Genomic DNA, 22,647 nt, shown 5'->3' on the forward strand with positions numbered 1-22,647 from the left:
GTTTGCAAGAGCCAAATACCAGGTGAGAAGTAACCCAACCACCGCAACAGCGGCAACTCGAGAATGACACTGAGTGTTTGTACGCAGACACGCCGCATTGCGCGTGCATTTTGCGGCCGCTCGTCGCGCGCGAGTGGCACGCTACTGCCCGGCGTTCACCGCGTGTCGCCGTACAAACACGGCCGCTCGCGGTAAGGGGCTCAACCCTTTTGCGCGGCAACCATTTTCGCGATGGCGGCGTCGCGGGCCGCGGCGATCTGCGCGCTGACCTCGCCGGCTTCGTCGTCGTTCTGGGCCTCACCCAGCATCGTGACGATGCTCGTCATGATCGGCTCACCGGAGTCGTCGGTGACCTCGGCGCGAATCTCGGCGATCACCGTGCCGTGCGACTCGATCACCGAGTCCAGGTACGAGTCGAACCACAGCCGGTCGCCGACCTTGATCGGGCGGTGGAAGATCAGCTTCTGGTCGCGGTGCAGCACGCGCTCCAGGTTGATCGGCACGTCGAACTGGTTGAACAGCTCGAGCTGGACCCGCCGGCCCGCGACGGCGATGAACGTCAGCGACGCGATCAGGGTGTCCGAGCCGCACTCGGCGGCCGCTTCCTCGGAGAAATGGGCCGGGTGATCGTCCTGGACCGCCTGCGCGAATTCCTTGACCTTCTCGCGGCCGACCTCGAAGTAATCCGGGTACCGGAAGTGGGTTCCGATGATGTCGTCCGCAATGCCCATGGCGCGTGAGCCTATCAGCGTTCGAGTGGCTGACCTGCGCGCTGCGCCCGTGGTGCGGCGGCCGCGCGTCCCTAGTTGCCCTTGCGCGACGCCATGGCCGCCAGCGCCCCGCCGACGGCGCCCAGGGCCAGCGCCGAGGGCACGCCGATGCGGGCGGCCTTGCGGGCGGTCCGGAAATCCCGGATTTCCCAGCCCCGTTCGCGCGCGACGTCGCGCAGCGCGGCATCGGGGTTGATCGCGACGGCCGTGCCGACCAGCGAGAGCATCGGCACGTCGTTGAAGCTGTCCGAGTAGGCGGTGCAGCGGCGCAGGTTCAGGCCCTCCCTGATGGCCAGCTGACGGACCGCGTGCGCCTTGCCGACCCCATGCAGGATCTCGCCGACCAGCCGGCCGGTGAAGACGCCGTCGACCGACTCGGCGACGGTGCCCAGCGCCCCGGTCAGCCCCAGCTTGCGGGCGATGGTCTGCGCCAGCTCCATGGGCGTCGCGGTGACCAGCCAGACCTGCTGGCCGGCGTCGAGGTGCATCTGCGCCAGCGCCCGGGTGCCCTGCCAGATCTTGTCGGCGATGATCTCGTCGTAGATCTCGTCGCCGAGCGCTTCCAGTTCCGCCGTCTGCCGGCCCTCGATGAAGGACAGCGCTTTGCGCCGGCCGGCGGCGACGTCGTCGCTGTTCTCCTTGCCGGTGACCTGAAACTTGGCCTGCGCGTAGGCGAAACGGGCCAGGTCCGAGTATTTGAAGTAGTCGCGGGCGGCCAGGCCGCGGGCGAAGTGCACCAGCGACGAGCCGTGCACCAGGGTGTTGTCGACGTCGAAGAACGCCGCCGCGGTGAGATCGGGCGGCGGTGGGAGCACCGGGGCGGCCGGTTCGTCGGCTCCGGAATCACGCTCGGCGGCATCGAGTTCAGCGGCGTCATCAGCTCCGGAGGGCACGGGCGTGCCCGTGGGCTCGTCGGCAGTCACGGGGCTGGATTCGGACACGGTTCAACACTAGGTCACGCCATACTGTTGCGCGTGGATCGATCAGGGAACAGCCACCGCGTGACGTTGCTCACCCGGGCCGGCTGCAGCATGTGCGAGCGCGCGGCGGCTCAGCTAGCAGAGCTGTGCGACGAGCTCGGATTCGTCCTGACGAGCACGGACGTCGATGTCCTGGCGGCGGCGGGCGACACGGCCCTGCGCGCGGAATTCGGCGATCGCCTGCCCGTGGTGCTCCTCGATGGCGTTGAGCACAGCTACTGGGAGGTCGACGAGGAGCAGTTGCGGGCCGACCTGGCAGGTTGACCGGGCGAAGCGGGCCGGTCAGCGCGGGTGCCCCGGGGCCCGGCGTGCGTATAGCAAATTTGGTCGGCGGGCTGGTGAGCGGCTAGCTTTGAAGGCGTTCCTGCGGCCAGAAGAGGCCCGGGCAACCTTCTTGCCCAACGGAGGTGCTACGAGGTGATGAGGCCGTGAGCGTCCTGCTGTTCGGGGTTTCACACCGCAGCGCGCCGGTTTCCGTGATCGAGCAGCTCAGCACCGACGAGGCCGAACAGGCCAAGATCATCGAGCTGCTGCTGCAGTCCTCTCTGGTCACCGAGGCCATGGTGCTCTCCACCTGTAACCGGGTCGAGGTGTACGCGGTGGTCGACGCCTTCCACGGCGGGCTCTCGGTGATCGGCTCGGTGCTCTCCGAGCGGTCCGGCATGTCCCTGCAGGACCTCACCAAATACGCCTACGTGCGGTACGCCGAGGCGGCCGTCGAGCATCTGTTCGCCGTCGCCAGTGGCCTGGACTCGGCCGTCATCGGCGAGGCGCAGGTGCTGGGGCAGGTGCGCCGCGCCTACACCTCGGCCGAGGCCCACCAGACCGTCGGCCGGACCCTGCACGAGCTGTCGCAGCGCGCGCTGTCGGTCGGTAAGCGGGTGCATTCCGAGACCGGGATCGACGCTGCCGGCGCCTCGGTGGTGTCGGTGGCGCTCGACATGGCCAAGGCCAAGCTGACGTCGCTGACCGGGCTGACGGCCGCCGTGATCGGCGCCGGCTCCATGGGTGCCCTGGCCGCCGCGCATCTGACGCGCGCCGGGATCGCCCGCGTCGAGGTGGTGAACCGCTCCCTGCCGCGGGCCGAGCGCATGGTCGAGAACTTGAAGGCCCAGGGCGTCGAGGCGGCCGCGCACACCCTGGACGACATCGCCGTCGCGCTGGGTAATGCCGACGTCGTCGTCGCGTGTACCGGCGCGGTGCGTCCGGTGGTGTCGTTGGCCGACGCGCACCGCGGGCTGATGAACCGGCCGGAGCACCGCCAGCTGGTGATCTGCGACCTGGGCATGCCCCGCGACGTCGACGGCGCGATTGCCGGCCTGCCCGGCGTGCACATGATCGACATGGACCGCATCCAGCGGGAGCCGTCGGCGCGGGCCGCCGCTTCGGACGCCGAGGCGGCCCGCTCGATCGTCGCCGCGGAGGTCGCCAGCTACCTGGCCGGCCAGCGGATGGCCGAGGTCACCCCGACCGTCACCGCCCTGCGCCAGCGGGCCGCGGACGTCGTCGAGGCGGAGTTGTTGCGGCTCGACAACCGCGTTCCTGGCCTCGAGGCCGCGCATCGCGACGAGGTCGCGAAGACCGTTCGCCGGGTGGTGGACAAGTTGCTGCACGCGCCGACGGTGCGGGTCAAGCAGCTGGCCAGCGCACCCGGCGGTGACAGCTACGCCGAGGCGCTGCGGGAGCTGTTCGAGCTCGACCCGCAGGCCATCGACGCGGTGTCCGCCGGCGAACTGCCTTTGGTGGCACCAGATTTGGCGGCCGGCGAGCCGCATCCCCACCACGACAAGGCTGAGTAACCCGGTTGGTATCCACCCTCGAAAACGTTGTCCGGATCGGCACCAGGGGCAGCCTTCTGGCCACCACACAGGCCGGCACCGTCCGTGACGCTCTGGTAGCTCTGGGGCAGCCCGCGGAGCTGGTCATCATCAGCACCGAAGGCGACCGGTCGCAGGCGCCCGTCGCGGACATCGGCATCGGTGTGTTCACCGCCGAGCTGCGGCACGCCATGGCCGACGGCCGCATCGACGTGGCGGTGCACTCGTACAAGGATTTGCCGACGGCGCCCGACGAGCGTTTCGTCATCGCCGCCGTGCCGCCGCGCGAAGACCCGCGGGACGCTCTCGTGGCGCGCGACGGATTGGTCCTCGGCGAGTTGCCGGCCGGCTCCGTGATCGGCACGTCGAGCCCGCGACGGGCGGCACAGCTTAGAGCACTGGGTCTCGGTTTGGAAATCCGCCCCCTACGAGGCAACCTAGATACCAGGTTGAACAGGGTAAGTAGTGGTGATCTCGACGCTGTTGTCGTCGCCCGAGCGGGTCTGGCCCGTATCGGACGGCTCGACGCCGTCACCGAGAGCCTCGAGCCGGTGCAGATGTTGCCAGCGCCGGCGCAGGGCGCCCTCGCGGTCGAGTGCCGAGTGGGTGACACCGAGCTGGCGACGCTGCTGGGAAAGCTGGACGATCCCGACACGCGTGCCGCGATCACTGCCGAACGAGTCCTGTTGGCCGAACTGGAGGCGGGTTGTTCCGCGCCGGTGGGTGCGATCGCGGAAGTGGTCGAGTCCATCGACGAGGACGGCCGAGTCTTCGAAGAGCTGTCGTTGCGCGGTTGCGTGGCGGCTCTGGACGGATCCGACGTGATCCGGGCGTCCGGGATCGGGACCCCCGAACGGGCACGGGAGCTGGGGCTCTCGTTGGCCGCGGAGTTGTTCGACCTGGGTGCGCGCGACGTGTTGGATCAGCGGACTGTAGAGCGGGAGTGAGAGATGACGACCCGAGTGCGTAAGCACAAGCCCGGCCGCATCACCTTTGTCGGTTCCGGCCCCGGTGACCCGGGCCTGTTGACGACGCGTGCGCGGAACGTCTTGGCGCATGCGGCATTGGTCTTCACCGACCCTGATGTGCCCGAGGCGGTGCTGGCGCTGATCGGTACCGATCTGCCGCCGACGTCCGGGCCGCACCCGGCCGACGCCGAGCCGGCCGAGACCAAGACCGATGAGGCGCCGGCGGACAAGCCCGCCGCGCCGGCCATGACGTTCCCGCACGGTGTCGACGTCCGCCCCGCGCTGGGCGACCCCACCGAGGTGGCCAAGCTGCTCATCGCCGAGGCGAAGACCGGCGTCGACGTGGTGCGTCTGGTCGCCGGCGACCCGCTGTCGGTCGACTCGGTGATCACCGAGGTGAACGCCCTGGCCAAGACCGCCGCGCACTTCGAGCTGGTGCCGGGCCTGCCGTCGTCGACGGCGGTGCCGACCTACGCGGGCCTGCCCGTCGGTTCGTCGCACACCGTGGCCGATGTCCGCGGTGACGTCGACTGGGCCGCGCTGGCCGCCGCCCCCGGGCCGCTGATCCTGCACGCGACGGTGTCGCACCTGCCGGACGCCGCCCGCACCCTGATCGAATACGGCCTCACCGACAACACCCCGTGCGTCGTGACGGCCAACGGCACCACCTGCCAGCAGCGGTCCATCGAGACCACGCTGGCCGGGCTGCTGGACAAGGCCGTGCTGGAGAAGCCGGTCGGCCCCGAGCCGGTCGGTCCGCTGGCGGGCCCGCTGGTCGTGACCATCGGCAAGACCGTGGCGCACCGGGCCAAGCTGAACTGGTGGGAGAGCCGCTCGTTGTACGGCTGGACCGTGCTGGTGCCGCGCACCAAGGACCAGGCCGGCGAGATGAGCGATCGGCTCGTGGGCCACGGCGCCCTGCCGATCGAGGTGCCGACCATCGCGGTCGAGCCGCCGCGCAGCCCCGCCCAGATGGAGCGTGCGGTCAAGGGTCTGGTCGACGGCCGCTTCCAGTGGGTGGTGTTCACCTCCACCAACGCGGTGCGTGCGGTGTGGGAGAAGTTCAACGAGTTCGGTCTGGACGCCCGCGCGTTCTCCGGGGTGAAGATCGCCTGTGTCGGTCAGGCCACCGCGGACAAGGTGCGCGCGTTCGGTATCAACCCCGAGCTGGTGCCTGCCGGTGAGCAGTCGTCGCTGGGCCTGCTGGACGAATTCCCGGACTACGACGACATTTTCGACCCGGTGAACCGTGTGCTGCTGCCGCGTGCCGACATCGCCACCGAGACGCTGGCCGAGGGCCTGCGAGAGCGCGGCTGGGAGATCGAGGACGTCACGGCCTACCGCACCGTCCGGGCGGCACCGCCGCCGGCGCACACCCGCGAGATGATCAAGACCGGTGGTTTCGACGCCGTCTGCTTCACCTCGAGCTCCACGGTGCGCAACCTGGTCGGTATCGCCGGCAAGCCGCACGCCCGGACCATCGTCGCCTGCATCGGCCCGAAAACCGCTGAAACCGCAGCCGAATTCGGTCTGCGCGTGGACGTGCAGCCGGAGACCGCCGCTGTCGGCCCGCTGGTCGAGGCGCTGGCCGAGCACGCCGCTCGCCTGCGCGCCGAGGGTGCGCTGCCGCCGCCGCGGAAGAAGAGCCGGCGCCGCTAAACTCGGACACATGGCATTTCCCAGGCATCGGCCGCGGCGACTCCGTACCACCCCGGCGCTCCGGCGGCTGGTGTCCGAAACCTCGCTGGAGCCACGGCATCTGGTGCTGCCGATGTTCGTCGCCGACGGGCTCTCCGAGCCGCGCCCGATCAACTCGATGCCCGGTGTCGTGCAGCACACCCGGGAGTCGCTGCGTCGCGCCGCGGCGGAAGCCGTCGAGGCCGGTGTCGGCGGGCTGATGCTGTTCGGTGTCCCGTGCGACGGTGACAAGGACGCCACCGGCTCCGAGGGCGTCAACCCTGACGGCATCCTGAATGTGGCGCTGCGCGACCTGAATTCGGACCTGGGTGACGCCACCGTGCTGATGGCCGACACCTGTCTGGACGAGTTCACCGACCACGGGCATTGCGGTGTCCTCGACGTGCACGGCCGGGTCGACAACGACGCCACCAACGAGCAGTACATCAAACTTGCTGTGGCGCAAGCGCATTCCGGCGCGCATGTGGTCAGTCCCAGTGGCATGATGGACGGCCAGGTCGCGGCCATCCGCGACGGGCTGGACCACGCCGGGCACAGCGACGTCGCGATCCTGGCCTACGCCGCCAAGTTCGCGTCGGCGTTCTACGGCCCGTTCCGCGAGGCCGTGGGCTCGAGCCTGCAGGGCGATCGCCGTACCTACCAACAGGATCCGGGCAACGCCCGCGAGGCGGTGCGCGAGATCGAGCTGGACCTCGCCGAAGGTGCCGACATGGTGATGGTGAAGCCCGCGATGAGCTACCTGGACGTGGTGCGTGCCGCTGCCGAGATTTCGCCGGTACCCGTTGCGGCATACCAGATTTCGGGTGAGTACGCGATGATCAGTGCGGCGGCGGCCAACGGCTGGATCGACCTGCGGTCCTCGGTTCTGGAGTCGCTGGTCAGCATTCGGCGCGCCGGTGCCGACATCGTCCTCACGTACTGGGCGACGGACGTCGCGGGCTGGCTGCGGTGAACCCACTCAACCCGCACGACCCGCAGAACCCCTACCACCCGCAGTACCCGCCGCATCCGGGTCCGGGGCCGGACGGGCCCGCACCCGAGCCGCAGGAGATGCCGCAGGACGTCGTCACCGGTTTCTGGCTGTGGACGGCCGCGCTGCCGCTGTCGGTGATCGGCTACGTCATCAACCTGCTGACGACGCCCGAGCGGGAAGTGTCGGGCTACGCGTACGCGGTGTCCGGGCTGATGCTGTTCATCATCGTGGTCCTGGTGGCCACGTTCCTGGTGCTGCTGCGGCAGGGCTACCGGTGGGCGCGCAGCATCCTGACCGGCGGGTCTGCGGCCACGATCCTGTACCTGACCACCAATCTGTTCGCCAACTACCACGGCGCGGCCGCGGCGCTGGGTTACGCGGTATGCGGCATCGGCGGCGCCGTCCTGATCGGCGGCGGCGTCTACCTCCTGCACCGCCCCGACTCGAACGCCTTCTTCGTCCGCTGACTTTTCCCGCCCCCAACCTCCGCGAGCGGCCGTGTCTGCACGGCGACACGCCGCGCAATGCGTGCATTTCCGGGCCGCTCGCGGGCGCCCAGGTCGACGTGAACGCACATGTGGCCCGCTAGGCTGGCCCGGATATGACTGAGCCCACGCCCTCTTCGCCGGTCCGACCACAGGCCGTGACCGTCGCTTTCTGGTGCTGGCTGGTGGCCGCCGTGCTCCTGATGGTCGGCGGCATGTTGACCGCCGCCGCGGAGGTGCCCTCCGCATACCGGACTCTGGTGGTGGGCTTCGGCGCCATCACCGCCCTCGCCGGCGCCGCCATGGCCTTTTCCGCCGGCCGTGCCCGCGCGGGGGACAACCGGTTTCGTCGGGCCGCGGTCGCGTTGTCCATGGCGATCGTCATCGTCGTCGGCCTCCTCGCGCTGCTGGGGGTGGCGCAGCTGCTGTCGTTGGTGGCGCTGCTGCCGTTGATCGCCGGGGCGGTCACGATCACCCGGCCGCAGGCGCAGACCTGGTTCGACGGAAAGGCCAACGCATGACGGACGCGCCGACTGACGCCGACGCCGAGCAGGTTCTCTTCCACGAGGTCGGTGCCAGCTGGTGGTGGTTGGCGCTGGGCCCGTTCTCCGGCGCCTCCATCGCGGCGATGCAGTTGTGGTCGGCGCACCGGGTGGATCCGCTCGTGCCGGTGGTGTTCCTCGTCCTCGTCACCGGTTTCCTCGGGTTGCAGGTGAAAGCGGCGCGGCTGCACACGTCGGTGGAGCTGACGCCCGAGTACCTGCGGCAGGGCACCGAGTCCGTCCGCGTCGCGGACATGGTCGGGATGTTCCCGGAGGCGCGAGGTGCCGACGTGCCCCGCTGGCAGTCGTACCGGGCGTTCGGGGAGCTGACGGGCGTTCCGCGCGGCCGCACGGGGATCGGCGTCAAGCTGACCGGTGAGCGCAGCGGGCAGGCGTGGGCACGGCGTCATCGCGGGCTGCGGGCCCAGCTGGAGGCGTTGGGTGTGCGCGAACTCGGTGAGGACGACGACGAATGAGCCGCGACAAGATCGTGGCGGCCGGCGCACTGGTGGCGGCGGTGCTCGCGGCCGTCGGCTCGGTGGTGAGTTGGCTGGCCGCGTCGTCGATCGCCGACGTCGCGCCGGTGATCCCCGGGGAGCCGGTGAAGACATCGGTGCTCTACGACCCGTCGTTCATCTCGTTGTCGTTGTTGCTGGCGACCCTGGCCGGGGTGCTCGCCGTGGTGGGTACGGCGAGGTGGCGGCGCGCCAAGTAGTGTGTCGCGCATGTCTTTTTCGCTAGAACTGTCTGCCGACGTCTGCCAGGTCCGGGACTGGGTTCACGAGTTCGCTGCTGACGTGATCCGTCCGGCCGCACAGGAGTGGGACGAGCGCGAAGAGACGCCGTGGCCGATCCTGCAGGAGGCGGCCAAGGTTGGCCTGTACTCCATGGAGTTCTTTGCTGCCCAGACGGCCGAGGAGACCGGGCTCGGTATGCCCGTCGCGGTCGAAGAATTGTTCTGGGGTGACGCCGGAATTTCGATGTCGATCATGGGAACCGGCCTGGCCGCCGCGTCGCTGGCGGCCAACGGCACCATGGAACAGCTGGGCGAGTGGCTGCCCCAGATGTACGGCGACATCAACGAGCCCAAGCTGGCCGCGTTCTGTTCGTCGGAACCCGGTGCGGGATCGGATGTTTCGTCGATCATCACCCGGGCGCGGTACGACGAGGCGACCGATGAATGGGTGCTCAACGGCACCAAGACGTGGGCCTCCAACGGCGGCATCGCCAACGTGCACATCGTCGTTGCCTCGGTGTACCCGGAATTGGGCTCGCGCGGCCAGGCCAGCTTCATCATCCCGCCGGGCACCAAGGGTTTCAGTCAGGGTCAGAAGTTCAAGAAGCACGGCATCCGGGCGTCGCACACCGCCGAGGTCGTGCTCGACGACGTCCGGCTGCCGGGCCGCCTGATCGTCGGTGGCCGGGAGAAGTTCGAGGAGCGGGTGGCCCGCACTCGCGAGGGCAAGAGCTCGGCCGGTCAGGTGGCGATGAAGACGTTCGAGCGGACCCGGCCGACCGTCGGGGCCATGGCGCTCGGGGTGTCCCGCGCGGCGTACGAGTACGCGCTGGGATACGCGCAGGAGCGCGAGCAGTTCGGCCGCAAGATCGGGGACTTCCAGGCCGTCGCGTTCAAGCTGGCCGACATGAAGTCCCGGATCGACGCGGCGCGGCTGCTGGTGTGGCGCGCCGGCTGGATGGCGCGCAACAACATGCCGTTCGAGAACGCCGAGGGCTCGATGGCCAAGCTCGTCGCCAGCGAGACCGCGGTCTACGTGACCGACGAGGCCATCCAGATTCTGGGCGGCAACGGCTACACGCGCGACTACCCGGTGGAGCGGTGGCACCGCGACGCCAAGATCTTCACGATCTTCGAGGGCACCAGCGAGATTCAGCGGCTCGTGATGTCGCGCGCGATCACGGGGTTGCCGCTCAAATAACGTCCGCGACGGTGCCGGCTGTGGCACGGCGCATCTGATGTACACGAATGTCCCGCTCGGCACGTCTGAGCGGGACGTTTTTGTACGCAGGTGACGGCGTGTCGTCCGCAGACACGGACGCTCGCGGGAAATGGCGGGAGCAGGGGTTGTTACAGAGTGCAAAATTTGTAACACTGTTCCGCATGACCGAACTTGCGGAGCAGTCTGAGCTCGTCGCCGGGGCGAGCGGAGCGACGGGGAAAGTCGACGCCCTGCCCCTGGGGCCGGACTCGCTGGTGTGGAAGTACTTCGGCGACAACCGGATGTACCTGATCGGCCCGCGGCCGGCGGTCCTGCAGAACATGCTCGCCCAGCTGGGCCAGGGCGTGCTGGACCATTCGGTGTTCTTCGCGGACACCTCGGCGCGCATCAAGCGGTCGCTGCCGCCGATCTTCCGCACCGTCTACGGCACCGACGACGACAACACCGGCACGCAGGTCCGCGACTTCCACCGCGAGATCAAGGGCGACATGCCCGACGGCAGCCGCTACCACGCCCTCGACCCGGAGACGTACTACTGGGCGCACGCGACATTCGTCGAGCAGGTGCTGTATTTCGCGGACACCTTCGTCAAGCGGCTGACCGACGCCGAGAAGGAACAGATCTACCTCGAGTCGAAGACCTGGTACCGCCGCTACGGCGTCAGCGACCGGCCCATGCCGGCCACCTACGCCGAGTTCGAGGAGTACTGGGACCGGATGATCAACGAGGTCGCGGTGCCGCACAAGACGGCCCGGTACGGCGTCGGCTATGTGACCAAGGGCTTTCCGGCGCCCAAGGCCGTCAACCCGGCGGTGTGGCGCGTCATCGCGGTGGTGTTCAACCCTGTCGCGGCGTTCCTCACCACCGGCGGCCTCCCCCCGCGGGCGCGGGACCTGCTGGAGCTGCCCTGGTCCGACCGGCAGGAACGCGCCTACCAGTTGTTCGCCGCGGCCTGGCGCAGCAAGCCGGTGAACTGGGTGTGGGACCGGTTGCCGATGTCGGTGCGGTACAACAGCTTTGCGCAGAAGGGCTATGCGCGTGCCCGCTGACGCGACGGCCGCGATCCTCGACGCCGCGCTCGTCGAGTTCGAGCAGCACGGCTTCCGCCGCGTCGCCCTCGATGACGTGGCGCGCCGCGCCGGTGTCAGCCGCACCACCATCTACCGGCGGTTCGCCAACCGTGACGAGCTGGTGGCCGCCGTCGTCGAACGGGAGAACGTCGTGCTGTTCGACGACATCGCCCGCGAGCTGAAAAACGCCGGGCCCCAATCGGATCTGTACGTCGAGGCATTCACGCTGTCGATCCTGCGCTTCCGGCGGCACCGCGTGCTCAACCGGATGATGATCGACGAGCCCGCGCTCGTCATCGAGCTCATGCAGCGGCACTACGGGGCCGCCGTCGGCCGGATGGCGGCGGCGCTGCGCGTCATCTTCCCCGAGGGTTTCGCCGACCGCATCGGCGAACAGGCCGTCAACGACCTCGCCGACACCATCCTGCGCTACGCGGCGATGGTGCTGCTGCTGCCCAGTGTCGAGGCGCTCGACAGTGCCGAGGAGATCCGGGCTTTCGCCGCACGGCATTTCGTGCCGAGCCTGCCCGCGGCGTTGCGGACGAACTCGCCCGTGCGGGGCTAGTGCGCGACGGGCTTCTCGGCGCCCACCCCGGTCAGTGACCGCACCTCCATCTCGGCGGCCAGTTCGGGATCCCCGGTGTCCGACGACGTCAGCGTGCCGATGATGCCGAGCACGAACGCCAGTGGGATGGACACGATGCCCGGGTTGGCCAGCGGGAAGTACGCGAAGTCCGCACCCGGGATCATCGCCGTCTTGCTGCCCGATACCGCGGGGGAGAAGACGATCGGCACGATGGTCGAGATCAGGCCGCCGTACATGCTCCACAGCGCGCCGCGGGTGTTGAACCGCTTCCAGTACAGCGAGTACAGGATCGTCGGCAGGTTGGCCGCGGCCGCCACAGCGAATGCCAGGGCCACCAGGAATGCCACGTTCTGACCGTTGGCGAGGATGCCGAGCCCGATCGCGAACACGCCCAGCACGACCGCCGTGATCCGGGACACCCGCACCTGCTCGTCCTCGGTCACCTTGTGGGACTTGAGAACCGAGGCGTAGATGTCATGTGCGAAGGACGCCGACGCGGTGATGGTCAGGCCTGCCACGACCGCGAGGATCGTCGCGAATGCCACCGCCGAGATGACGCCGAGCAGGATCACGCCGCCGAGTTCGAACGCCAGCAGCGGGGCCGCGGAGTTCACGCCGCCGGCGGCCTTGAGGATGCGGTCCGGTCCCACCAGGGCGGCGGCGCCATAGCCGAGCACCAGCGTGAACAGGTAGAAGGCACCGATCAGCGCGATGGCCCAAACCACCGACCGCCGTGCCTCTTTCGCGGTCGGCACGGTGTAGAAGCGCATCAGCACGTGTGGCAGGCCCGCGGTGCCCAGCACCAGCGCCAGTGCCAGCGAGACGAAGTTGATCTTCGAGGTGAGGGAACCGCCGTACTGCGCGCCGGGCGCCAGGACGTCGCGGCTGGAGACGCCCTTGGTGGTGGCGTGCGAGATGGCCGACTGGGCCGAACCGAGGATGTCGGAGAAGTTGAACCCGAACTTGCCGAGCACCATGACCGTCATCAGGGCGGCACCGGTGATCAGCAGCACGGCCTTGATGATCTGCACCCACGTCGTGCCCTTCATGCCGCCGACCAGCACGTAGACGATCATCAGGACGCCGACGACCGCGATCACGATCGATTGGCCGCCCCGGCTCTTCACGTCGAGCAGCAGCGCGACCAGGCCGCCCGCCCCGGCCATCTGGGCCAGCAGGTAGAACAGCGACACCGTCAGCGTCGACGTGGCCGCGGCCAGCCGGACCGGGCGCTGCCTGAGCCGGAAGCTCAGCACGTCGGCCATGGTGAATCTGCCTGTGTTGCGCAGTAATTCGGCGACGAGCAGTAGCGCCACGAGCCAGGCGACGAGGAAGCCGATGGAGTACAGGAAGCCGTCATAGCCGTAGACGGCGATGGCGCCGGCGATGCCGAGGAAGCTCGCGGCCGACAGGTAGTCGCCCGCGATGGCGATGCCGTTCTGCGGGCCGGAGAAACCGCGGCCGCCGGTGAAGAACTCGTCGGCGGTGGCATTGCGCTTGCTGGCCTTGATGACCACGACCATCGTGACGACGACGAACACGCTGAAGATGCCGATGTTGGCGACGGGGTTGCCGACGGTGGCGGCGGCCAGCACGGTGGTGGTCATCAGGCGCCCTCGAGTTCTTCACGGATGGCGGCAGCCCGCGGGTCGAGCTCGCGGTTGGCGAAGCGCACGTACAGCCCGGTGATCACGAACGTCGTCAGGAACTGACCCAGCCCGATCAGCAGCCCGACATTGATGTTGCCGAACACCCGGATGGCCATGAAGTCATGGGCGAAGGCGCCGAGCGCGACGTAGAGGCCGTACCACAGCAGGAAGAACGCGGTCATCGGAAACACGAAGCGGCGCAGCCTGGTTCGCAACTCCTGGAACTCGGGGCTGGCCTGCATGGCGAGGAACTGCTCCCCGGTGGGGGCAACCCTCTCGGGACGGTCGGTTTCGGGCACCGAGGGCTCCTGACAGTTGGCTGTGAGGGTGGATCGGGCATGAACCTAATTGAGAGCTGGGTCACTCGCGACCGGTATCGCGTTCTGTTCACCGAATTCGGTTCCGGTCGCGCTGCGCTACGGTCTGCCGCAGCCACCCGAGAGAAAGGCCCAGAGATGACCAGCGAGCCAGCTTCGGCGTTCGACGCCGGAATCGCCACCCGCCGTCAGGTGATGGGCGACGAGTTCGTCGACCGCGCACTGGCCCGCACCAGCGGCACCGAATCGGAACCGATCCAGCGCTTCGTCACCGAGCACGTGTGGGACGCGGTGTGGAACCGGCCGGGACTGAGCCGCCGCGACCGCAGCTTGCTCAACCTCGGCATGCTGACGGCGCTGCGGGCCCATGAAGAACTCGCCGGCCACGTCCGGGGCGGGCTCAACAACGGCCTCACCCGTGACGAGATCGTCGAGGCGATCATCCACGCCACCGGCTATTGCGGCGCGCCCGCGGCGCTGAGCGCGATGCGCGTGGTGCAGCAGGTGCTCGACGAGACGCGCGGCGACTAGGCCCGGCGCAACAGCACGGCCTGCTCAAAAGGCAAGCGCGGGAACACCTTACGCAGCGATCCGGTGATGAGCGGGGCGGCGTCCTCCTTGCTCACCACGCGCGGGTCGACGACGTCGTACGTCTGGCCGCGCCGGGTCAGTTTGCCGCCGCCGGCCTTGGTGATGTTCTTGAGCCAGTCACGGTCGGGGCCGTAGGTCAGCAGGATGGCGAAACCGTCGGCGGTGGTGAACACCGTCAGCGGGGTGCGGAACGTCTTGCCGGACTTACGCCCGACGTGCTCGAGGATGCCGAACGTCGGCGCGCGGCCCGCCCACAGCCGCTGGATGGGGTTGGTGACCCGACGGTTGAAGCGTGCGACCGACTGCGGAATCTGCATGTCCCCATCGTGCGCCATCGTGGTTGGGGCGGCCAGGGGAGCGAGTAAAGTTACCGACCGGTAGCGGCGACGACGCGGTGTCGCACACCAGTCCGTAACCCGCTGATTCATCTTCGAGGAGGAATGCATGCCTGCGCCCGCCAACGCTGACGCCCGCCGGATCTATGACCTGGAGCGCAGCCGCGTATTCCACTCGTGGTCGGCCCAGGGGAAGCTCGATCCGATGGTCTTCACCGGCGCCGAGGGCAGCTACCTCATCGACGGTGACGGCAACCGTCTCCTCGATTTCTCGAGCCAGCTCGTCTACACCAACATCGGCCACCAGCACCCCAAGGTCGTCGCCGCCATCGCCGAGCAGGCCGCCAAGCTGTGCACCATCGCGCCGCAGCATGCCAACGAGGCCCGCGCCACGGCCGCCGACCTGATCTGCCAGGTCGCCCCCGAGGGCTTCAACCGGGTGTTCTTCACCAACGGCGGCGCCGACGCCGTCGAGCACGCCATCCGCATGGCGCGCGTGTTCACCGGCCGCTACAAGACGCTGTCGACCTACCGCAGTTACCACGGCGGCACCGCGCTGACGGTCAACCTCACCGGCGACGTCCGCCGCTGGGGCAACGACTACGGCACCGAGGGCACCACGCACTTCTTCGGGCCCTTCCTGTACCGCAGCCAGTTCAATTCGCTGACGCAGGAGGAAGAGTCCGAGCGCGCCCTGGCGCACCTGCGGTCGGTCATCGAGTTCGAGGGCCCGTCCGCGTTCGCCGCGATCATCCTCGAGTCGGTGCCCGGCACCGTCGGCATCATGCCGCCGCCGCCCGGCTACCTGCAGGGCGTGCGCGAGCTGTGCGACCAGTACGGCATCGTGATGATCCTCGACGAGGTCATGGCCGGCTTCGGCCGCACCGGTAAGTGGTTCGCGCTGGACAACTACGGCGTCACCCCCGACCTCATCACCTTCGCCAAGGGCGTCAACTCCGGTTACGTCCCGCTCGGCGGCGTCATCGTGAGCGACAAGATCCTCGAGCGCTTCCTGGACCAGCCGTACGGCGGCGGGCTCACCTACTCGGGCCACCCGCTGGCGTGCGCGGCATCGGTCGCGACCATCACCGCGATGCACGACGAGAAGATCGTCGAGAACGCCGAACTGATCGGCACCGACGTCTTCGGACCGGGCCTGGCGGCGCTCGCCGAGAAGCACGACATCATCGGCGACGTCCGTGGTCTCGGTGTGTTCTGGGCCGTCGAGCTGGTGAAGGACCGCGCCACCAAGGAGCCGCTGGCGCCGTACGGCGGGTCGTCGCCCGAGATGGGCGCCATCAACGCACGGGCCAAGCAGAACGGCCTGCTGCTGTTCATGAACTACAACCGCTTCCACCTGGTGCCGCCGTGCAACATCAGCATCGACGACGCCAAGCGCGGGCTGGACATTCTGGACGATGCGCTGAGCGCGGTGTAGCCATAGGCTCTGGCCATGGCCTACCTCAAGCCGCCGTGGTTCGTCGTCCATGTCTTCAACCCCATCGCGCGGCTGACCGGTATCGGTGGCAGCCAGACCCTGACGGTCACCCGTAGCTCCAATCACGTGCCGCAGCGCATCCCGGTCGTGGTGCCGGAGGTGGACGGGGTGAAGTACCTGGTGTCCACGCGCGGCGAGTCGGCGTGGGTGAAGAACGTCCGGGAGAACCCGGTGGTGGCGCTCGGCAAGGCGAACTACCTGGCCAGCGAGATTCCGGTCGCGGACCGGGCGCCGATCATCGCGGCGTACCGGCCGCTGGCCGGCAAGGTCGTCGACCAGTACTGGCGCGAGCTGCCCGATGACGCCGACCACCCGGTCTTCAAGCTGACGCCGCAGAACTAGGGCAGGGAGGGCCGCACCGGCGTTACGGATGTGGCCCGTGGGGCGGCCCTCGGGATCGCCCCTGTCGAGATTGACCAAATGGCTGCTCGGACGCCCTGTCGCACGACCATTTCGTCCATCTCGGCGGTCACTGGCCGCGGACTCGCACCAACGTGAGCCAGCTCCTACACCCTGTAGTTGGTCCATTCGCGCCGGGCTGGGACACTGGTGGCCATGCGCTCTACCGACGTCTCCGCGAAACTGTTCGCCGACGCGTCGACCGTGATCCCCGGCGGGGTCAACTCGCCAGTGCGTGCCTTCAGCTCGGTCGGCGGTACCCCTCGTTTCATCACCTCGGCCAACGGCTACTGGCTGACCGACGCCGACGGCAACCGCTACGTCGACCTGGTGTGCTCATGGGGCCCGATGATCCTTGGCCACGCCCACCCCGCCGTGGTCGAGGCCGTGCAGACCACCGCCGTCAACGGATTGTCGTTCGGCGCCCCGACGCCCGCCGAGACGGAGCTGGCGCGCGAGATCATCGATCGCGTCGCCCCGGTCGAACGCATCCGCTTCGTCAACTCGGGCACCGAAGCGACCATGAGCGCCATCCGGCTGGCCCGCGGCTTCACCGGCCGGCCCAAGATCATCAAGTTCTCCGGCTGCTACCACGGCCACAGCGACGCGCTGCTGGCCGACGCCGGCTCCGGCGTCGCGACGCTGGGGCTGCCGTCGTCGCCGGGGGTCACCGGGGCGGCCGCCGCCGACACCATCGTGCTGCCGTACAACGACCTCGACGCGGTGCGGGAGGCGTTCGCCGCGGCGGGCGACCAGATCGCCTGCGTCATCACCGAGGCCAGCCCCGGCAACATGGGCACCGTCCCGCCGGCCGCGGGCTACAACGCCGCGCTGCGGCAGATCACCGCCGAGCACGGCGCGCTGCTCATCATCGACGAGGTGATGACGGGCTTCCGCGTCAGCCGTGGCGGCTGGTACGGCCTCGACCCGGTCGCGGCCGACCTGTTCACCTTCGGCAAGGTGATGAGCGGCGGCCTGCCCGCCGCGGCGTTCGGTGGCCGCGCCGAGGTGATGGAACGGCTGGCGCCGCTCGGCCCGGTGTACCAGGCCGGGACGCTGTCCGGGAACCCGGTCGCGATGGCCGCGGGCCTGGCCACGCTGCGCGCCGCCGACGAAGCCGTCTACCGCGCCCTCGACGTCAACGCCGACCGGTTGTCCGGACTGCTGACCGACGCGCTCACCGAAGCCTCTGTCGCGCACCGGATTTCGCGCGCCGGGAACTTCCTGACGGTGTTCTTCGGCGACGGGGACGTCGTCGACTTCAAAACCGCGAAGGCCACCGAGACCTGGCGCTACCCGGCGTTCTTCCACGCCCTGCTGGACGCCGGGGTCTACCCGCCGTGCAGCGCCTTCGAAACCTGGTTCGTCTCGGCCGCGCTCGACGACGCTGCGTTCGACCGGATCGCCGACGCGCTGCCCGCCGCCGCGCAGGCCGCCGCCCAAGCTCAGGAGCCCGCATGACCGACAAGACGATCGTGCACGTGATGCGGCACGGCGAGGTGCACAACCCGGACAAGATCCTGTACGGCCGCAAGCCCAATTTTCATCTCTCCGAGCGTGGGCAGGCGCAGGCCGAGGCGGTCGCCGGGTGGCTGGCCGAGCGCGACATCGTCTACGTCGTGGCCTCGCCGCTGGAGCGCGCGCAGGAGACCGCGACGCCCATCGCCGCCCGGCACGGCCTGCCGATCGACACCGATCCCGAGCTCATCGAGTCGACGAATGTGTTTGAGGGACAGCGCGTCTCGCCGGGTGACGGTGCCCTGCGCGACCCGCGCAACTGGTGGCACCTGCGCGACCCGAAGACCCCGTCATGGGGTGAGCCGTACAAGCACATCGCGGCGCGCATGACGGCCGCCGTGGACCGGGCGCGGGTCAAGGGCATGGGGCACGAGGCGGTGTGCGTCAGCCATCAGCTGCCGGTGGAGACGCTGCGCCGCGCGATGCTCGGCAAGAACCTGCACCACTTCCCGACCAAGCGGATGTGCAATCTGGCGTCGGTGACGTCGTTCTACTTCCACGGCGACCAGATGGTCGGCTGGGGATATGCGGAGCTGGCCGGACAGTGACTTCGCTGGTGGCCCGTGCCGGGGCAGTGATGGCGGCCGTCCTGACGACGGCCGTGTTGCTCGTCGGCTGCTCCACCGGTGACGACGCCGTCGCACAGGGCGGCACCTTCGAGTTCGTGGCGCCGGGCGGCAAGACCGACATCTTCTACGACCCGCCGTCGAGCCGCGGCAAGCCGGGCGCGGTGCGGGGACCGTCGCTCACGGATCCGTCGAAAACCCTGTCCCTGGACGACTTTTCCGACCAGGTCGTGGTGATCAACGTGTGGGGGCAGTGGTGTGGCCCGTGCCGCTCGGAGATCGCCGAGCTGGAGAAGGTGTACGAGCAGACCAAGGCGCAGGGCGTCGCGTTCCTGGGCATCGACGTCCGGGACAACAACCGGCAGGCCGCCGTCGACTTCGTCGTCGACCACAAGGTGACGTTCCCGTCCATCTATGACCCGGCGATGCGCACCATGATCGCGTTCGGCGGCAAGTACCCGACGACGGTCATCCCGTCGACGCTGGTGCTGGACCGTCAGCACCGGGTGGCCGCGGTGTTCCTGCGGGAGCTGCTGGCCGACGACCTCAAGCCCGTCGTCGAGCGGCTCGCCAAAGAGGGCAAGGCATGACCTCCTTCGCCGAAACCGCGGCCGCCGGACCGCTTTTGGTGGCCCTCGGGGTCAGCGTGCTGGCCGGGCTGGTGTCGTTCGCGTCGCCGTGCGTGGTGCCGCTGGTGCCGGGGTACCTGTCGTATCTGGCCGCGGTGGTCGGGGTGGACGACACCGAGGGCACCACGAAAGTGCGTACCGCCCGCTGGCGCGTGGCCGGCGCGGCGGCATTGTTCGTCGCGGGCTTCACCGCGGTGTTCCTCATGGGCGCGGTCGCCGTGCTCGGGCTGACCACGACCCTCATCGCCAATCAGCTTCTGCTGCAACGCATCGGCGGCGTCGTCACGGTGCTGATGGGCCTCGTGTTCATCGGGCTGGTCCCGGCGCTGCAGCGTCAGGTGCGGTTCACGCCGCGCCAGGTGTCGACGGTCGTCGGCGCGCCCTTGCTGGGCGCGGTGTTCGGGTTGGGCTGGACGCCGTGCCTGGGCCCGACGCTCACCGGCGTCATCGCGGTGGCCTCGGCCAGTGACGGCGCCAGCGTCGCCCGCGGCGTCGCGCTGGTGATCGCGTACTGCCTGGGTCTCGGCATTCCGTTCGTGCTCTTGGCCTTCGGATCGGCCCGCGCCGTGCAGGGCCTGGGCTGGCTGCGCCGGCACACCCGCGCCATCCAGATCTTCGGCGGTCTGCTGCTGATCGTCGTCGGCACCGCGCTGGTCACCGGGGTGTGGAACGACTTCACCTCATGGGTGCGCGACGCCTTCGTCAGCAACGCAAGGCTCCCGATATGACCGACGTTTCCGCACCCGACGCCGTGTCGGGCGGCCAGACCCGCCGCTCCGGCCCGATCTCCCGGGTGGTCGCACTGTTCCGCAACACCTGGCGGACGCTGACGTCGATGGGCACCGCCCTGGTGCTGCTGTTCCTGCTGGCGCTCGGCGCCATCCCGGGTGCGCTGCTGCCGCAGCGTTCGCTCAACGCCGGCAAGGTCGACGAATACCTGGCGCAGCATCCGACGATCGGGCCGTGGCTCGACAAGGTGCAGGCCTTCTCGGTGTTCTCGAGCTTCTGGTTCACCTCGATCTACGTGCTGCTGTTCATCTCGCTCGTGGGCTGCCTGACGCCCCGCATGATCGAGCACATCCGCAGCCTGCGCGCCGTCCCGGTGCCGGCGCCGCGGAACCTGGCGCGGCTGCCCAAGCACGCGCAGGCCTCCGTGCCGGGTGAGCCGGACGCCGTCGCCGACCGGATGGCGAAGCGGCTCAAGGGCTGGCGCCAGACCACTCGCACGCTCGACGACGGCACTCGCGAGATTTCGGCCGAGAAGGGCTACCTGCGCGAGTTCGGCAATATCGTCTTCCACTTCTCGCTGCTGGGCCTGCTGGTGGCCATCGCGTTCGGCAAGATGTTCGGCTACGAGGGCAACGTCATCGTCATCGCCGACGGCGGGCCCGGATTCTGCTCGGCCTCCCCGGCCGCGTTCGACTCGTTCCGCGCCGGCAACGTCGTCGACGGCACCTCACTGCACCCCAGCTGCCTGCGGGTCCACGACTTCGACGCCCGGTACCTGCCGAGCGGGCAGGCCACGGCATTCGCGGCGAACATCGACTACCAGGACGGCGCCGACCTGGTCAGCGGCACCTGGCGGCCGTACCGGCTGGAGGTCAACCACCCGCTGCGGATCGGCGGCGAGCGCATCTACCTGCAGGGCCACGGCTACGCGCCGACGTTCACCGTCACGTTCCCGAACGGCCAGACCCGCACGTCGACGGTGCAGTGGAAGCCCGAGAACGCGCTGACGCTGCTGTCCTCGGGTGTCGCGCGCATCGACCCGCCGGGCGGCAGTTATCCCGACGACCGCGAGCGGCGCAAGCACCAGATCGCCATCCAGGGCCTGTTCGCCCCGACCGCCGAACTCGACGGCAAGCTGCTGTCCTCGAGCTTCCCGGCGATGAACGCGCCCGCGGTGGCCATCGACATCTACCGCGGCGACACCGGGCTCGACAGCGGCCGCCCGCAGTCGCTGTTCTCGCTCGACCCCCGGCTGATCGACCAGAAGCGGCTCACCAAGCAGGCGCGCGTCAACCTCAAGGCCGGCGAGCAGACCAAGCTGGACGACGGCACCGTCATCAAGTTCGACGGCGCGGTGCCGTTCATCAACGTGCAGGTGTCGCACGACCCGGCGCAGGTGTGGGTGCTCGTGTTCGCGCTGACCATGATGGCCGGGCTGCTGGTGTCGTTGGTGGTGCGCCGCCGCCGGGTTTGGATTCGGATCGTGTCGGCCGGGCCGGGTACCGTCAACGTCGAGCTCGGCGGCCTGGCCCGCACGGACAACTCGGGGTGGGGCGACGAGTTCGAAAAGCTCACAGAGCGGTTGATTGAGGACAAGCGATGAACACAGAGCACATCGACATCGACCTGGCCCGGTACTCGGACTGGGCATTCTTCAGTTCCTGGACGGTGCTGTGCCTGGCTTTCGTCTTGCTGGCCGTCGAGCTGGCGTCGAGCCGTGGCCGGAAGGTAGAGACCCGAGAGCTGGTCGGTGCGGGCGTAGGCGCGAACAGCACCATCCCAGGCGTCATCGTCGACGCACCCACCCGCTCTGTTGACGAGCGCATCGGCCGTGTCGGGCTCGCGCTGGTGTACGTCGGCATCGCCATGTTGTTCGTCTGCATCGTGTTGCGCGGTCTGGCCACCATGCGCGTGCCGTGGGGCAACATGTACGAGTTCATCAACCTGACCAGCTTCTGTGGGCTGGTCGCAGCGTCGATCGTGATGCGCAAGCCGCAGTACCGGGCGCTGTGGGTCTTCGTCCTGGTGCCCGAGCTGATCCTGCTGGCGGTGTCGGTCAAGTACCTGTACACCAACGCCGCGCCGGTGATGCCCGCGCTGCAGTCGTACTGGTTGCCCATCCACGTCTCGGTCGTCAGCCTCGGCTCCGGCGTCTTCCTGGTCGCCGGCGTCGCCAGCATCCTGTTCCTGCTCAAGATGTCGCCGCTGGCACATCAGGACAACGGGTTCGGCCGGATGATCCAGCGCCTGCCGGATGCCCAGACCCTGGACCGCATCGCCTACCGCACCACCATCTTCGCGTTCCCGATCTTCGGGTTCGGCGTCATCTTCGGGGCCATCTGGGCCGAGGAGGCCTGGGGCCGCTACTGGGGCTGGGACCCCAAGGAGACGGTGTCGTTCGTCGCGTGGGTCGTCTACGCCGCCTACCTGCACGCCCGATCCACCGCGGGCTGGCGCGACAAGAAGGCCGCGTGGATCAACGTCGTCGGCTTCGTCGCGATGGTGTTCAACCTGTTCTTCATCAACCTGGTGACCGTCGGCCTGCATTCGTACGCCGGCGTCGGCTGAG

At 68.9% G+C, this 22,647-nt stretch carries 26 protein-coding genes; 21 read left to right on the forward strand and 5 right to left on the reverse strand.

Features of this window, described 5'->3' with window-relative positions; translation table 11 throughout:
- Window positions 1–200 precede the first annotated feature (200 nt).
- Both ACJH6I_RS26555 and ACJH6I_RS26560 read right to left on the reverse strand, forming a co-directional pair.
- Window positions 201–731: a MaoC family dehydratase N-terminal domain-containing protein gene (locus tag ACJH6I_RS26555; protein WP_212807058.1), complete on the reverse strand. Its 531-nt coding sequence runs from the start codon at window positions 729–731 to the stop codon at window positions 201–203.
- A 71-nt stretch (window positions 732–802) separates the two neighbouring features.
- Entirely contained in the window at window positions 803–1,711 is a 909-nt protein-coding gene (locus ACJH6I_RS26560; protein ID WP_212807057.1) for an HAD family phosphatase, read from the reverse strand.
- Between the two features lie 33 nt (window positions 1,712–1,744).
- On the opposite strand from ACJH6I_RS26560, the gene ACJH6I_RS26565 reads away from it, so the two are divergent.
- From ACJH6I_RS26565 to ACJH6I_RS26620, 12 genes are all read left to right on the forward strand, one after another.
- Window positions 1,745–2,014, forward strand: coding sequence for a glutaredoxin family protein (locus ACJH6I_RS26565; protein ID WP_406774325.1), 270 nt, complete (start codon window positions 1,745–1,747; stop codon window positions 2,012–2,014).
- Between the two features lie 164 nt (window positions 2,015–2,178).
- Window positions 2,179–3,549: a glutamyl-tRNA reductase gene (locus tag ACJH6I_RS26570; protein ID WP_318985680.1), complete on the forward strand. Its 1,371-nt coding sequence runs from the start codon at window positions 2,179–2,181 to the stop codon at window positions 3,547–3,549.
- A 5-nt stretch (window positions 3,550–3,554) separates the two neighbouring features.
- Window positions 3,555–4,514 carry a hydroxymethylbilane synthase gene (gene hemC / locus ACJH6I_RS26575; RefSeq protein WP_212807054.1) on the forward strand — a complete coding sequence of 320 codons (960 nt, stop codon included), beginning with the start codon at window positions 3,555–3,557 and terminating at the stop codon, window positions 4,512–4,514.
- A gap of 3 nt (window positions 4,515–4,517) precedes the next feature.
- Window positions 4,518–6,194 carry a bifunctional uroporphyrinogen-III C-methyltransferase/uroporphyrinogen-III synthase gene (locus tag ACJH6I_RS26580; protein WP_318985681.1) on the forward strand — a complete coding sequence of 559 codons (1,677 nt, stop codon included), beginning with the start codon at window positions 4,518–4,520 and terminating at the stop codon, window positions 6,192–6,194.
- A 10-nt stretch (window positions 6,195–6,204) separates the two neighbouring features.
- Window positions 6,205–7,185: a porphobilinogen synthase gene (gene hemB / locus ACJH6I_RS26585; protein ID WP_346417165.1), complete on the forward strand. Its 981-nt coding sequence runs from the start codon at window positions 6,205–6,207 to the stop codon at window positions 7,183–7,185.
- Window positions 7,182–7,673, forward strand: a complete 492-nt coding sequence (locus tag ACJH6I_RS26590; protein WP_406774326.1) for a hypothetical protein — start codon at window positions 7,182–7,184, stop codon at window positions 7,671–7,673. The genes hemB and ACJH6I_RS26590 overlap by 4 nt, the downstream gene beginning before the upstream one ends.
- Window positions 7,674–7,807: 134 nt before the next feature.
- Entirely contained in the window at window positions 7,808–8,212 is a 405-nt protein-coding gene (locus tag ACJH6I_RS26595; RefSeq protein ID WP_406774327.1) for a hypothetical protein, read from the forward strand.
- Window positions 8,209–8,709, forward strand: a complete 501-nt coding sequence (locus ACJH6I_RS26600) for a DUF3093 domain-containing protein (RefSeq protein WP_406774328.1) — start codon at window positions 8,209–8,211, stop codon at window positions 8,707–8,709. Before ACJH6I_RS26595 ends, ACJH6I_RS26600 begins: the two co-directional genes overlap by 4 nt.
- Window positions 8,706–8,948 carry a hypothetical protein gene (locus ACJH6I_RS26605; protein WP_212807051.1) on the forward strand — a complete coding sequence of 81 codons (243 nt, stop codon included), beginning with the start codon at window positions 8,706–8,708 and terminating at the stop codon, window positions 8,946–8,948. Before ACJH6I_RS26600 ends, ACJH6I_RS26605 begins: the two co-directional genes overlap by 4 nt.
- Before the next feature lie 10 nt (window positions 8,949–8,958).
- The gene (locus tag ACJH6I_RS26610; RefSeq protein WP_406774329.1) at window positions 8,959–10,170 is read left to right on the forward strand and encodes an acyl-CoA dehydrogenase family protein; all 1,212 of its coding nucleotides are present in this window, start codon (window positions 8,959–8,961) and stop codon (window positions 10,168–10,170) included.
- A gap of 182 nt (window positions 10,171–10,352) precedes the next feature.
- Window positions 10,353–11,240, forward strand: coding sequence for an oxygenase MpaB family protein (locus ACJH6I_RS26615; RefSeq protein ID WP_346417163.1), 888 nt, complete (start codon window positions 10,353–10,355; stop codon window positions 11,238–11,240).
- The gene (locus ACJH6I_RS26620) at window positions 11,224–11,826 is read left to right on the forward strand and encodes a TetR/AcrR family transcriptional regulator (RefSeq protein WP_406774330.1); all 603 of its coding nucleotides are present in this window, start codon (window positions 11,224–11,226) and stop codon (window positions 11,824–11,826) included. The genes ACJH6I_RS26615 and ACJH6I_RS26620 overlap by 17 nt, the downstream gene beginning before the upstream one ends.
- Here the strand turns inward: ACJH6I_RS26620 and ACJH6I_RS26625 are convergent.
- Window positions 11,823–13,454, reverse strand: a complete 1,632-nt coding sequence (locus ACJH6I_RS26625; RefSeq protein ID WP_406774331.1) for a cation acetate symporter — start codon at window positions 13,452–13,454, stop codon at window positions 11,823–11,825. The two genes, ACJH6I_RS26620 and ACJH6I_RS26625, sit on opposite strands and share 4 nt — an antisense overlap.
- Window positions 13,454–13,795, reverse strand: coding sequence for a DUF485 domain-containing protein (locus ACJH6I_RS26630; RefSeq protein ID WP_212807046.1), 342 nt, complete (start codon window positions 13,793–13,795; stop codon window positions 13,454–13,456). The genes ACJH6I_RS26625 and ACJH6I_RS26630 overlap by 1 nt, the downstream gene beginning before the upstream one ends.
- A 156-nt stretch (window positions 13,796–13,951) precedes the next feature.
- Here ACJH6I_RS26630 and ACJH6I_RS26635 point away from each other — a divergent pair, with 156 nt between their 5' ends.
- A complete protein-coding gene (locus ACJH6I_RS26635) occupies window positions 13,952–14,344 on the forward strand; it encodes a carboxymuconolactone decarboxylase family protein (protein ID WP_212807045.1) in 393 nt (130 codons plus the stop codon).
- Here the strand turns inward: ACJH6I_RS26635 and ACJH6I_RS26640 are convergent.
- Window positions 14,341–14,721, reverse strand: a complete 381-nt coding sequence (locus ACJH6I_RS26640; protein ID WP_064979305.1) for a nitroreductase family deazaflavin-dependent oxidoreductase — start codon at window positions 14,719–14,721, stop codon at window positions 14,341–14,343. The genes ACJH6I_RS26635 and ACJH6I_RS26640 overlap by 4 nt on opposite strands.
- A gap of 127 nt (window positions 14,722–14,848) precedes the next feature.
- On the opposite strand from ACJH6I_RS26640, the gene ACJH6I_RS26645 reads away from it, so the two are divergent.
- From ACJH6I_RS26645 to ccsB, 8 genes are all read left to right on the forward strand, one after another.
- Window positions 14,849–16,177 (forward strand): aspartate aminotransferase family protein, encoded by a 1,329-nt coding sequence (locus ACJH6I_RS26645; protein ID WP_406774332.1) that lies wholly within the window; start codon window positions 14,849–14,851, stop codon window positions 16,175–16,177.
- A 15-nt stretch (window positions 16,178–16,192) separates the two neighbouring features.
- Window positions 16,193–16,579 (forward strand): nitroreductase family deazaflavin-dependent oxidoreductase, encoded by a 387-nt coding sequence (locus ACJH6I_RS26650; RefSeq protein WP_212807043.1) that lies wholly within the window; start codon window positions 16,193–16,195, stop codon window positions 16,577–16,579.
- A 213-nt stretch (window positions 16,580–16,792) separates the two neighbouring features.
- On the forward strand, window positions 16,793–18,097 hold the full coding sequence (gene hemL, locus ACJH6I_RS26655) for a glutamate-1-semialdehyde 2,1-aminomutase (RefSeq protein ID WP_406774333.1): 1,305 nt from the start codon (window positions 16,793–16,795) through the stop codon (window positions 18,095–18,097).
- Entirely contained in the window at window positions 18,094–18,702 is a 609-nt protein-coding gene (locus tag ACJH6I_RS26660; RefSeq protein WP_406774334.1) for a histidine phosphatase family protein, read from the forward strand. The genes hemL and ACJH6I_RS26660 overlap by 4 nt, the downstream gene beginning before the upstream one ends.
- 29 nt (window positions 18,703–18,731) lie before the next feature.
- On the forward strand, window positions 18,732–19,310 hold the full coding sequence (locus ACJH6I_RS26665) for a TlpA disulfide reductase family protein (RefSeq protein ID WP_406784817.1): 579 nt from the start codon (window positions 18,732–18,734) through the stop codon (window positions 19,308–19,310).
- Window positions 19,307–20,077, forward strand: a complete 771-nt coding sequence (locus tag ACJH6I_RS26670) for a cytochrome c biogenesis CcdA family protein (protein ID WP_406784787.1) — start codon at window positions 19,307–19,309, stop codon at window positions 20,075–20,077. The genes ACJH6I_RS26665 and ACJH6I_RS26670 overlap by 4 nt, the downstream gene beginning before the upstream one ends.
- 107 nt (window positions 20,078–20,184) lie before the next feature.
- The gene (locus ACJH6I_RS26675) at window positions 20,185–21,681 is read left to right on the forward strand and encodes a cytochrome c biogenesis protein ResB (protein WP_406784818.1); all 1,497 of its coding nucleotides are present in this window, start codon (window positions 20,185–20,187) and stop codon (window positions 21,679–21,681) included.
- Window positions 21,678–22,646 carry a c-type cytochrome biogenesis protein CcsB gene (gene ccsB / locus ACJH6I_RS26680; protein ID WP_212807038.1) on the forward strand — a complete coding sequence of 323 codons (969 nt, stop codon included), beginning with the start codon at window positions 21,678–21,680 and terminating at the stop codon, window positions 22,644–22,646. The genes ACJH6I_RS26675 and ccsB overlap by 4 nt, the downstream gene beginning before the upstream one ends.
- The last annotated feature ends 1 nt before the right edge of the window (window position 22,647 follow it).

This window comes from Mycobacterium sp. SMC-13 (genome assembly GCF_045311035.1).
GTDB lineage: Bacteria > Actinomycetota > Actinomycetes > Mycobacteriales > Mycobacteriaceae > Mycobacterium.

Bases quoted from the DNA above. Each gene is read 5' to 3' on its own strand.
- ACJH6I_RS26555 (WP_212807058.1), bottom strand. From the start codon at position 731: ATGGGCATTGCGGACGACATCATCGGAACCCACTTCCGGTACCCGGAT.
- ACJH6I_RS26580 (WP_318985681.1), top strand. From the start codon at position 4,518: ATGACGACCCGAGTGCGTAAGCACAAGCCCGGCCGCATCACCTTTGTC.
- hemB (WP_346417165.1), top strand. From the start codon at position 6,205: ATGGCATTTCCCAGGCATCGGCCGCGGCGACTCCGTACCACCCCGGCG.
- ACJH6I_RS26595 (WP_406774327.1), top strand. From the start codon at position 7,808: ATGACTGAGCCCACGCCCTCTTCGCCGGTCCGACCACAGGCCGTGACC.
- ACJH6I_RS26600 (WP_406774328.1), top strand. From the start codon at position 8,209: ATGACGGACGCGCCGACTGACGCCGACGCCGAGCAGGTTCTCTTCCAC.
- ACJH6I_RS26605 (WP_212807051.1), top strand. From the start codon at position 8,706: ATGAGCCGCGACAAGATCGTGGCGGCCGGCGCACTGGTGGCGGCGGTG.
- ACJH6I_RS26610 (WP_406774329.1), top strand. From the start codon at position 8,959: ATGTCTTTTTCGCTAGAACTGTCTGCCGACGTCTGCCAGGTCCGGGAC.
- ACJH6I_RS26615 (WP_346417163.1), top strand. From the start codon at position 10,353: ATGACCGAACTTGCGGAGCAGTCTGAGCTCGTCGCCGGGGCGAGCGGA.
- ACJH6I_RS26620 (WP_406774330.1), top strand. From the start codon at position 11,224: ATGCGCGTGCCCGCTGACGCGACGGCCGCGATCCTCGACGCCGCGCTC.
- ACJH6I_RS26625 (WP_406774331.1), bottom strand. From the start codon at position 13,454: ATGACCACCACCGTGCTGGCCGCCGCCACCGTCGGCAACCCCGTCGCC.
- ACJH6I_RS26635 (WP_212807045.1), top strand. From the start codon at position 13,952: ATGACCAGCGAGCCAGCTTCGGCGTTCGACGCCGGAATCGCCACCCGC.
- ACJH6I_RS26640 (WP_064979305.1), bottom strand. From the start codon at position 14,721: ATGCAGATTCCGCAGTCGGTCGCACGCTTCAACCGTCGGGTCACCAAC.
- ACJH6I_RS26645 (WP_406774332.1), top strand. From the start codon at position 14,849: ATGCCTGCGCCCGCCAACGCTGACGCCCGCCGGATCTATGACCTGGAG.
- ACJH6I_RS26650 (WP_212807043.1), top strand. From the start codon at position 16,193: ATGGCCTACCTCAAGCCGCCGTGGTTCGTCGTCCATGTCTTCAACCCC.
- hemL (WP_406774333.1), top strand. From the start codon at position 16,793: ATGCGCTCTACCGACGTCTCCGCGAAACTGTTCGCCGACGCGTCGACC.
- ACJH6I_RS26660 (WP_406774334.1), top strand. From the start codon at position 18,094: ATGACCGACAAGACGATCGTGCACGTGATGCGGCACGGCGAGGTGCAC.
- ACJH6I_RS26665 (WP_406784817.1), top strand. From the start codon at position 18,732: ATGGCGGCCGTCCTGACGACGGCCGTGTTGCTCGTCGGCTGCTCCACC.
- ACJH6I_RS26670 (WP_406784787.1), top strand. From the start codon at position 19,307: ATGACCTCCTTCGCCGAAACCGCGGCCGCCGGACCGCTTTTGGTGGCC.
- ACJH6I_RS26675 (WP_406784818.1), top strand. From the start codon at position 20,185: ATGGGCACCGCCCTGGTGCTGCTGTTCCTGCTGGCGCTCGGCGCCATC.
- ccsB (WP_212807038.1), top strand. From the start codon at position 21,678: ATGAACACAGAGCACATCGACATCGACCTGGCCCGGTACTCGGACTGG.